Here is an 8,590-nt window from a genome sequence, read left to right on the forward strand (position 1 = left end):
CGGAACCGCTGCCGTGGTCATGTCAGCGCACCCGCGCCGGAGCCTTGGCGGTGTGCTGCTCGTCGGTGTCGGGCTTGGCCCGTCGCACCGGCGGGTCGAGCAGGTCATGCACCGACTGGATCTCCCGACGGACATCGCTGCTGTCGAGGTTGGCCCGGTCGACGAACAGGCCACGCAAGCCGAGCGGTGCACCGGGGTTGTAATTGAACCGTCCCGCGCCGCGTACGTCGTGCCAGTACACCACCCGCGCAGCGGTGGCCCGCCACGCCGCCAGCGCCCGCATCACGTTGTCGAGGGCGTCGTCGACCTCGGCGCGTGCCGTCGACAGTTCCGCGCGTGCCGCGGTCTCCTCGTCCAGTGCCGCGCCACGGTAGGCGGGCAGCAATTCGGTCCACGACGCCTCCAGCGCATCGGACAACGCCTGGAACTCGATCTCGGCGGCGGCGACCCGGGCGCGGGCTTCGTCCTGGTGTGGGGTGCCGATCGCGGCCGCGGACTGGCCTGCCACCACCGCATCAGCGGCGGCGGCACGGTCGGCGGCTTCGGCGTGGCGCATCAGATCCGCCGCGCCGGTCATCACCCCGGCGGCGGCCTTCGCGCGTTGCCGCAGTTCGAGGAACGACTTCACACGCGCGGCGAGTGCCTTGTCGGTTGTGATGTCGATCAGTTCACTTCTCATCGCCGCGCTGGTGCGTCGGCTGCGTGCTGCTGCTTCGTCCATCAGATGTCCACTCCTTCGGCGCGTGCCTGCGCACGCTGTTCGGTCTTGCTGCGGTTGGCGTCGGCGGCTGCGTCTTGCAGCGCCTCGGCGATCTCGGTCGGTGTCGCCCATCTTTCGCCGCGGCGCTCCGCGTCGATCGGGTCGCGGCCTTGGCTTTTCAGGACGGCGAATTGCCCGAGGTTGTCGGCTTCGACGACGGCGTCGGGTGCCATCGCCTTGAGTTGTGCCCTGGTCAGCTGCGGGGCGGGTTTGGCCGCTGCTTCGGGGTCGTAGTAGTCGGGTCGTTCCATCGTTGTTGCCTTTCCTGTGACAGTCGTCGTTTCAGATAGACCACGTAGGTCTCGTCGTGCTTGAGGCGCTCACGGCCTCCTGAGTAGTTGCGTCGCGGCATCAATCACCCCCTCCCGGCGTCGGCGTAGTCGTCGGCGGGGGTTCGGGCCAGGTACAGCAGCAGCAGGTCGAGCGCGTCGCGGTTGTACGCCTCCACGTCACCGACGCCCTCGGCGCTCAGTGTCGACGTGCCGGTCAGGGTGGCGGCCATGTCCGCGCCCGGTGCCTGCCGTGGCCCGGTCAGGTTGGCGTGCATCGTCGAGCGTCCCCGCAGTACCGCCCCGGCGGTATAGGTCAGGACGCGCCTGCGAGGTCGGCGGGTGCCGAGGCGCCGGACGTACCAGCCGTCAAGGTCAGGCGGCGTCGTGCTGGTGGCGGTGAGGGTCGCCGTCAAGGTGGCGACACCATGCAGCGCGGCGCGCAGCTCGTCCGGGTCCGGCTCGGTCAGGCCCAGCCCGGCAGTCACGATCGGCCCGCCGCTGCCCAGGCCGGCGGTGACGAGGCTCATTCGTCGACCTCCCACTGCTCGGCCAGGCTCGGACGGCGGGCGCCGGGGCGATCGGTCAGAGGGTTGACGGTGTGCTCGCGGCAGGTGCCGCCCGCGGGCCAGTAGCCGACGAAGACGCAGCCGCGCACAGCGCAGCGGTTCACGGGTCCACGGTTCGGGGTCATGGCAGCGGCCTCCTGACGCGGATCTCGGACAGCGGCACCTTCTGGGGCCGCTTTGTACTGAAGATTCGGAGTGGAGTGGCGCTGCGGCCGGGTCCGGGTCGGGTGTGGGCTGATCCGTGCGAGCGGGCCTGGCCCTCGTTCGTGATGGCCGGGATGTCTACATTTGTAGACAGAAGCGCATTTCGCGTTTCCGCGAAGTCGATGCGCTTGTAGGCCCAGTCGCGGGTGTAGCCGAACTCCTTCTCGACGCACTCCTCGAACGTGGAGTACCCGCCCTCGATGGGTTCGGCGCCGTGCTCGGCGATCCACTCGGCGGCTTCGATTGCGTCGTCGTCGTGGCCGTCGAGGAATGTCGGTGGGCGGGTCATGATGCGGTGTCCTCCTGGTCGTCGGTGATGAGTGCGCCGCGTTGCAGTGCTGCCAGCGCCTCGGCCACGGCGGGGTCGTTCTGGGCGAGTGCCTGCGCCTGGCGCAGCCGTTCGGCGTTGTCCTTGGCGCGCACTGCCTGGTCGTGGCCGGGCGGTCGGTAGCCGCGGTCGTGGCCGGGCTGTGGTGCGGACATGCCGGGCCGGTACTGGTCGGGCGGTTCGGCGCCCAGCACCTCGGACACCGGCGGCGGGGTGTAGGTCGCCGTGGGTGCTGCCTTGGCCTTCGGCAACTGCGAGGCGGCCTGCGGCTGTCGTTCGCAGGCGGCGCGGGCCAGCCGTTCGGCGACCTGGTGGGTCCGCTCGACCAGTTGCCGGAACGTGGCGAGGTCGACTGTGGAGGGGTTGACGAAGATCCAGCCGTCGTCAAGTTCGGTGTGCCAGTGGCGGGCCAGGTGGTCGCGGTCGGCCTCGGTGGCCTCGAGATCGGGGTCGAGCACGGCCAGCAGGTTCATGGAACGGTGGGCGGTCAGCGGCCACTCGCACTGCCAAGCGGGTACGTCGGGGTGCTTGACCAGTAGCAGCAGGTCCTGATCGCTGTCGTCGTCGTGGGCCAGCGGCTCGACGGTGAACCCACGGCCGGCCAGGTCGGCGCACAGGTCGGCGAACAGCGTCACCTTGACGCCGTGGGCCTTGCACGCTTTGGCCAGCCGGTTCTGGTTCACCTGATCGGCCGGGTTGACGGTGGGCGCGGTGCGCTGGGGTTCCTGGTGCTCGGTTGCCTCGGCGTAGGCGTCTGTCGATGCCAGCACCACGGCGGCGGGATCGCTGTCGGCCAGCGCCTGCAGCCGTTTGATGAGCAGCCCGGTCGGCGATGACTTGGGCGCGGGCATGTCGGCCAGCGCTGCGCGCAGCCGGCCGGTGTCCCAGCCGTTGGCGGTGGCCGTGGCCAGCGCGTCAGCGAGATCGTCGTTGTCGCACTTGATCCCGGTTCCGATGGCGGTCGCGGGAACGACGGCCGTCACCATGTCGCGGATCTCGCCCACGGTCAGGCGCGGGCGCGCCGCGCCCTCAGGCGCGGGCGCGGTAAGCGCCTCTCCCTCCCTTCCTTCCTCCCTAGGGGTCGGAAGGGAGGGAGGGTATGTCCGCGATTCGCGGACAACTTCGGCGGACATCTCTGGCGGACAACTCTCGCGGACAACTTCGGCGGACATCTCCGCATCTTGTGAACCTGTCCGCGATTCGCGGACATCTCTGGCGGACATCTCGGGCTGACCTGTCTGCGATTCGCGGACATCTCCTGTCCGCGATTCGCGGACATCTCGCAGCAGTTGGTAGCGAGTGTGGCGTCCTTTGAGCGCATCGACGGCCAGCAGCGCAGACCGGTACTCGGTCGGCTGTGTCAGCGCATCACGGGCGCGGGTGAACGATGACACGTACTTGATCCCGGCCAGCCGCATGATGCCGTCGCGGCCGGGGGCGCAGGTGTTGCCGTCGTAGGAGTCGAGCGCCAGCGCGAGCAGCAGCAGCCGCTCGGTGGGCGTGACCCAATCGGTGGGGATGTCCATGATCCACGCCAGCGCGGGCCGGTTCTCGGGGATGGCGAGGTCGCTCACCAGTCCACCTCCCCGGCGTCGGTGGTGCGGGCCAGCCACTCGCGGCAGCACAGACCTGCGGCGGCCGCGGCGGCGATCTGCTCCACGCCGAGCACGCCGCATGGGTGGGCGACGCCGGCCGGGGCGGTGCAGACGATCGGCGGGGCCGGGGTCAGGTGGGGTCGACTCATCGGTCACCACCTGCCACCAGTCGCAGCACGGGCGGGTCTACGTCGACATGCCAGTCGACGATCAGCCAGCCGCCGCCCACGTGTTCCCACAGGCCGCGGCGCACCAGTTCACCGGCCGCGGCATGCCCGCCGATCTGCGGGATGGCGTCATCGGGCACGAAGCCGTCGGTGTGGTGTCCGGCCGCCCATGACCCGGCCCTGAGCCACAGCGCCGATGCTTCCGGCGACAGGCCGACCATGCGAGGGTCGGCGGTGATGCTCGCGGCGATCACCTGGCGGGTCTGCTCGCGGTTGAGGTGGCGCCTGCTCAAGTTCAGCGCCAGCGCCACCGTGCGCTTGTCGGTGTCGGTGTCCAAGTTGGACACCACCACGGTCGGGCAGTTGATCCCGAGCTCGGCGGCGATCGCATGACGATGATGTCCGTCGAGGATCACACCGTCTTCATCGACCTGGATGGGCACCAGGATGCCGTCGGCGGCGATGGACTCGCGGAGCGCGGTGTACTCCTCGGCCGACAACTCGGGCAGCAGTTGGAACGGTGCCTTGTTCACGTCCCACCGCCACGCACGCTCTCCCCGTCGGCGATGGTCACGGACATGTCGCAGGCAGCGCCTACAATGGAGGAGCGAACTGTGTCGTTAGTCGCCGCCTCCGCGTATCCGTCGCCGGGGGCGGCGACTTTCGTTTGCGGACTCATTGTCAGCTCGCCGCCTTGGAGAACTGGGCTTCCATCCACGCCACTACGTCGCTGCGTCGGTAGACCACGCGGCGGCCGACCTTGGCGAAGGGCGGGCCTTCGTTCCGGTGGCGCCAGTAGGCCAGCGTGGAGGTCGGCCGACGCACCAGGTCGGCGGTCTCCGGCGGGGTCATCCATTCATCCATGAGTCTCTCCTCTAATGCGGAACTCCTACACTTCTAGATGTAACTAGACAAAGTCGGGTCTGTCCACCACTATTGGAGTTGACCTATTCCGTGTTGGAGAGAGAGCCGAAGATGCCGAAGCGACCAGCAGGACTTCCGGGGGGCCGGATGCCGTGGCGTGACCGATTCGTCGAGCGCATGACCCAGTGGCAGGGGGCGCGCGGCTACTCCGACGCCGGACTGGCTGAACGGATCTCGGAATACCACCCGATGAGCGCGGCGACGGTGTGGAAACTGAAGAATGCCGACCCGCCGAGGGGCGTCACGCTCGACGAGGCGATGGCGATCTCCGCTGCGCTCGGGTTCGAGTCGATCGAGCAACTGCTGCAGTCGTCGACCGTGGCTGGCGTCGTCGAGGACCGGATCGTGCGGGCACTGGATCGGGTGCGGTACTACGCCGCGGGGTTTCCGGTAACGAAGATCGACGCCGACCTGAACACAGCCCGCGAGGCGCTCGCCTACGCCGAGGCTCCGCTGACCGACGATGAGGAACGCGGCCTGCTGGCACTGCTCGGCGAACTCCAGACGGAGACCGAGGAACTAGTGAAGATCGCGCAGAGTCGCGCCAACGGTGTCCGTCGCGAGATCAAGGCCACGAAAGACGCGCTGCGGAAGGCGAGCCGGGGGAGGGGAAAGCAATGACCAAGCGAGACATCTACAGGACGGTCACGAAGCGGACCAAGAGGAACCGCGCTGGTGAGGTCACCGGGCACGTCTGGCGGGCGTTGTACCGCCACGACGGACAAGAGCACTCCCGGCACTTCCGCGTGAAGGTCGAGGCTGAGAAGTGGCTCGACGAGGTCACCGCCGACATCGTCAAGGACGAGTACGTCTCGCCGTCCGATCAGGCGATCACGGTCGACCAGTGGTGCGACATGTGGCTGGCGACGCAAGCGGGCAACCGTGAGTCGACGCAGCGGCAGGCGAAGTCCGACCTCGAGCGGATCAGGGCGCGGTTCGGTCACCTCCGACTGAAGGACGTTCGCCCGCTCATGGTGACGACGTGGGGTTCCGAGATGAAGGCCGAGGGGCTGGCGGCGTCCACTGTGGCGAAGTACCGCCGTCGCATGGCGCAGGTGATGAACGCGGCCGTCGAGAACCGGATGCTGTCACGTAGCCCCGTGACGCGTTCCACGACGACTGAGAGCGACGACCAGGGCGAAGCGTTCTGGTACACCACGGAGCAGGTGTGGGCGCTCTACGAGGCGTATGGCGAGCTCGGAGCGGCGGTGCTGCTCGGTGCCTTCGCTGGTCTGCGCATCGGTGAGGTGTGCGGGCTGCGGACTTCGGACGTGGACTGGCAGCGCGGCATCATTACGCCTGCGGTGCAGTGGCCGGCACTGCCGCTGAAGACCGAGGAGTCGCGCAAGTCCATCCCCCGTGCCGCTGGAATTGATCGACATGCTGAACCGGCACGTCAGGCCGGGGTCGACCTGGGTGGTCACTGATGAGGTCGGCAGGCAGGTCGGGCCGTGGCAGATCCAGCGGCTTCACCGCGGTGTGCGGCCTGATGAGCGAGCGCGCTTTCACGATCTGAGGCACTACTTCGCGTCGATGCTGATCGCGCAGGGTGCCAGCATCATCGAGGTGCAACACCGGATGCGACACAAGAAGGCGTCGATCACGTTGGACGTGTACTCGCACCTGATGCGCGACAGCGACGAGTCGACCCGGTCGAAGGTCGGGGGCGTGATCGCAGCCCGCGGGGTCGCGTAGTCCCACTGGACAGCATGAAGCCCCGGTGCCGAGGGGAGGGTCGCTTGGCACCGGGGCTTCAGACTTTGTGGACTACGTGTGGACTACACCAGCCTCAGAGGTCGATTTCCCCCACGAATCCGGGCTGTTAGGCCTAGATGTCGTAGTACATCTCGGAACCGTCGTGGGGGACGAGTAACGACGAGTAGGTGCGAGTGTGCCGGTTTCGTGTGGGAAATGGGCTAGTCACGTTGAGTCAGACGCAGCGGCTTTCGGCAACTTTGTGGACTACGCGTGGACTACGGCACGATCTTGGCGCGCCGCGGCGACAACTACCCCGGAGGGAAATGCCGACAGCGGCGGTCAGCCGACGCGGCCGGAACCAGAAACGACACGCCCGGGGTGGACTGAAGGGGCGACCACCCGCCAGGGCCGCGGCCCTGCTACGGGCAACCACAGCACCGTGCAACGGGTGGCCGCCGACGCCAACGGTACACAGCACAACGCCCCCGCCACCACGATGGGCAACGGGGGCGCGATGCCCTCACGAGGTCGTCAGGCAGGCTGAGCGTTGAGCCAGTCCCGAGCGACGTTCACCGCGTCCGAGATCGTCACCACCCCGTAGTGGGTGAATACGTCGGACTCGGTGCCATCCGCATACACGTTGAAAGTGGCGCTCCCGTTCCAGATGACCACCATGTTTGACTCATCATCGGCGTACGCGATCACGTCGCCGGTCTGAAGAATGAGCATGTTCGTTCCCCCGTTCTCAGGCATCGACCAGACCGCCGACGTAGTCCGCGCCGCGACGGAACGCCTCCAGCCACACCTGCGCGACCAGTTTCGCCTGGTCGAAACCGTCGACCGACTGGGAGAACTCGGCCAGCGGGCTGCCGCCGTCGAGGAACACCGTGAACCGGTTCCCGCCGGACCACAACACCACGTAGTCGTCCTCCGCGGCCGCGACGACGACACCGGGCCGCAGCGACCCGATCAGATCAGTTCCAGTTGAGTAGGCGCGCATCAGCGCATCACCCCGTTTCCGTAGCAGTATCGGCTGGCCGGGTGCCTCCGATTGATCCACACGCTACGCGCCCCCGGCGGTCACGGTCAACGGTCGGCCCGAAGTGGCGCCCTCACGCCAACAGGACCGCGACGAGGGCCACCAGCAGCGCCACCAGCGCCGCCCCGCCCCCGCAGCCACGGCCGGCGCTGGCCTTGTCATCGAGCAGTGGCACCCCGTCGTCGTCTGTGTCCCACATGAGGTTTGCGTTCACGCCGCCGTTCGGGAAGCCCTCGAGCGCGACCTTGATCTTCGCCTTACGTCTGCCAGTGCTGTGCAGGTAGGCCAGCATCCGCACCACGTTGTCGCGGTCGCTTGCAGTCCGGCCCCTCGGGTCGAGCAGTCCGGCGTACACCCCGTCGACGTACACCTGGGCGGGGTCGCCGACGTTGACCGGCCGGCGCACCTCCGCGGCCGTGAAGACTTCGGCGTACTCGTCGCTCGGGCCGCCGTTGTGGCGGTCGAACACGGCACGCACCCGCGGCTTGTCTGGCTTCTCGATGGGCACATACGCCCCGGCGAACTTCATCTGACGACCCCCGTCGCTCTCGTCTCGTGCCACCCAGCCTAGTGCGCCTCTCACTGCATTGCGTCGCCGTCCTTGGCCCAACCGATCGCCCGCTGCCGCATCTCCGTTAGTCGGCTGGAGTCGGCGTCGACGCGGGCCTGCTCATCGGGGTGCAACTGGAGCCGGCGGGCGGCACGCAGACGATCCAGGGCGTCGGGCTCGTGTTCCTTGTACTGGTCGCGGACCTTGCGTGTCTCGGGTGACAGGCCGAGCATCCGCAGCGTCGCGTTCAGATGCGGCGCGACCCATCCGACCGTCTTACGCCACGCGGCGGGGTCGTCCTCGCTGGCCGCGGAGTCGATCACGGCCGCCAGTTGCAGCGCGACCTGCACCTGGGCCTCGTCCTCGGGTTCCAGGTGAGTGGCGGCAGTGACCGCACGTTTCACCGCGTTCAACATCGCGTGCTTGGAGCGTCTGGGCATCGTTTCAGGCCTTCCTAGAGGTCGATTTGAGGGGGGTGGGGGGCGGA

The 8,590-nt window shown here is 68.1% G+C and carries 17 protein-coding genes; 3 read left to right on the top strand and 14 right to left on the bottom strand.

What is annotated here, in order from left to right; genetic code table 11:
- Positions 1-22: 22 nt before the first annotated feature.
- From IPK85_03960 to IPK85_04005, 10 genes are all read right to left on the bottom strand, one after another.
- Complete coding sequence (locus IPK85_03960; GenBank protein MBK8246542.1) at positions 23-721, bottom strand: hypothetical protein; 699 nt, start codon at positions 719-721, stop codon at positions 23-25.
- Positions 721-1,011: a hypothetical protein gene (locus IPK85_03965; protein ID MBK8246543.1), complete on the bottom strand. Its 291-nt coding sequence runs from the start codon at positions 1,009-1,011 to the stop codon at positions 721-723. The genes IPK85_03960 and IPK85_03965 overlap by 1 nt, the downstream gene beginning before the upstream one ends.
- 104 nt (positions 1,012-1,115) lie before the next feature.
- Positions 1,116-1,559, bottom strand: a complete 444-nt coding sequence (locus IPK85_03970; protein ID MBK8246544.1) for a hypothetical protein — start codon at positions 1,557-1,559, stop codon at positions 1,116-1,118.
- On the bottom strand, positions 1,556-1,723 hold the full coding sequence (locus IPK85_03975) for a hypothetical protein (protein ID MBK8246545.1): 168 nt from the start codon (positions 1,721-1,723) through the stop codon (positions 1,556-1,558). Before IPK85_03975 ends, IPK85_03970 begins: the two co-directional genes overlap by 4 nt.
- Positions 1,720-2,091 carry a hypothetical protein gene (locus tag IPK85_03980; protein MBK8246546.1) on the bottom strand — a complete coding sequence of 124 codons (372 nt, stop codon included), beginning with the start codon at positions 2,089-2,091 and terminating at the stop codon, positions 1,720-1,722. Before IPK85_03980 ends, IPK85_03975 begins: the two co-directional genes overlap by 4 nt.
- Positions 2,088-3,704 (bottom strand): hypothetical protein, encoded by a 1,617-nt coding sequence (locus IPK85_03985; protein MBK8246547.1) that lies wholly within the window; start codon positions 3,702-3,704, stop codon positions 2,088-2,090. The genes IPK85_03980 and IPK85_03985 overlap by 4 nt, the downstream gene beginning before the upstream one ends.
- Entirely contained in the window at positions 3,701-3,874 is a 174-nt protein-coding gene (locus tag IPK85_03990; GenBank protein MBK8246548.1) for a hypothetical protein, read from the bottom strand. The genes IPK85_03985 and IPK85_03990 overlap by 4 nt, the downstream gene beginning before the upstream one ends.
- Complete coding sequence (locus tag IPK85_03995) at positions 3,871-4,425, bottom strand: ParB N-terminal domain-containing protein (protein MBK8246549.1); 555 nt, start codon at positions 4,423-4,425, stop codon at positions 3,871-3,873. The genes IPK85_03990 and IPK85_03995 overlap by 4 nt, the downstream gene beginning before the upstream one ends.
- A complete protein-coding gene (locus IPK85_04000) occupies positions 4,422-4,571 on the bottom strand; it encodes a hypothetical protein (GenBank protein ID MBK8246550.1) in 150 nt (49 codons plus the stop codon). Before IPK85_04000 ends, IPK85_03995 begins: the two co-directional genes overlap by 4 nt.
- A 2-nt stretch (positions 4,572-4,573) precedes the next feature.
- Positions 4,574-4,756 carry a helix-turn-helix domain-containing protein gene (locus IPK85_04005; protein ID MBK8246551.1) on the bottom strand — a complete coding sequence of 61 codons (183 nt, stop codon included), beginning with the start codon at positions 4,754-4,756 and terminating at the stop codon, positions 4,574-4,576.
- Between the two features lie 111 nt (positions 4,757-4,867).
- On the opposite strand from IPK85_04005, the gene IPK85_04010 reads away from it, so the two are divergent.
- Genes IPK85_04010 through IPK85_04020 form a run of 3 tightly spaced genes read left to right on the top strand, consistent with a single transcriptional unit; the run spans position 4,868 to position 6,511 of the window.
- The gene (locus tag IPK85_04010; GenBank protein MBK8246552.1) at positions 4,868-5,437 is read left to right on the top strand and encodes a hypothetical protein; all 570 of its coding nucleotides are present in this window, start codon (positions 4,868-4,870) and stop codon (positions 5,435-5,437) included.
- The gene (locus IPK85_04015; GenBank protein ID MBK8246553.1) at positions 5,434-6,243 is read left to right on the top strand and encodes a hypothetical protein; all 810 of its coding nucleotides are present in this window, start codon (positions 5,434-5,436) and stop codon (positions 6,241-6,243) included. The genes IPK85_04010 and IPK85_04015 overlap by 4 nt, the downstream gene beginning before the upstream one ends.
- Positions 6,197-6,511: a tyrosine-type recombinase/integrase gene (locus IPK85_04020; protein MBK8246554.1), complete on the top strand. Its 315-nt coding sequence runs from the start codon at positions 6,197-6,199 to the stop codon at positions 6,509-6,511. The genes IPK85_04015 and IPK85_04020 overlap by 47 nt, the downstream gene beginning before the upstream one ends.
- Before the next feature lie 534 nt (positions 6,512-7,045).
- Here the strand turns inward: IPK85_04020 and IPK85_04025 are convergent.
- The 4 genes from IPK85_04025 to IPK85_04040 all read right to left on the bottom strand — a co-directional run bounded on the left by IPK85_04025 (position 7,046) and on the right by IPK85_04040 (position 8,519).
- The gene (locus IPK85_04025) at positions 7,046-7,243 is read right to left on the bottom strand and encodes a hypothetical protein (GenBank protein MBK8246555.1); all 198 of its coding nucleotides are present in this window, start codon (positions 7,241-7,243) and stop codon (positions 7,046-7,048) included.
- Positions 7,244-7,259: 16 nt separating this feature from the next.
- A complete protein-coding gene (locus tag IPK85_04030; GenBank protein MBK8246556.1) occupies positions 7,260-7,514 on the bottom strand; it encodes a hypothetical protein in 255 nt (84 codons plus the stop codon).
- A 112-nt stretch (positions 7,515-7,626) separates the two neighbouring features.
- Positions 7,627-8,082 carry a hypothetical protein gene (locus IPK85_04035; protein MBK8246557.1) on the bottom strand — a complete coding sequence of 152 codons (456 nt, stop codon included), beginning with the start codon at positions 8,080-8,082 and terminating at the stop codon, positions 7,627-7,629.
- A gap of 50 nt (positions 8,083-8,132) precedes the next feature.
- A complete protein-coding gene (locus IPK85_04040) occupies positions 8,133-8,519 on the bottom strand; it encodes a hypothetical protein (protein MBK8246558.1) in 387 nt (128 codons plus the stop codon).
- Positions 8,520-8,590 lie beyond the last annotated feature (71 nt).

The organism is Gemmatimonadota bacterium (assembly GCA_016712265.1).
Classification (GTDB): Bacteria; Gemmatimonadota; Gemmatimonadetes; order Gemmatimonadales; family Gemmatimonadaceae; genus RBC101.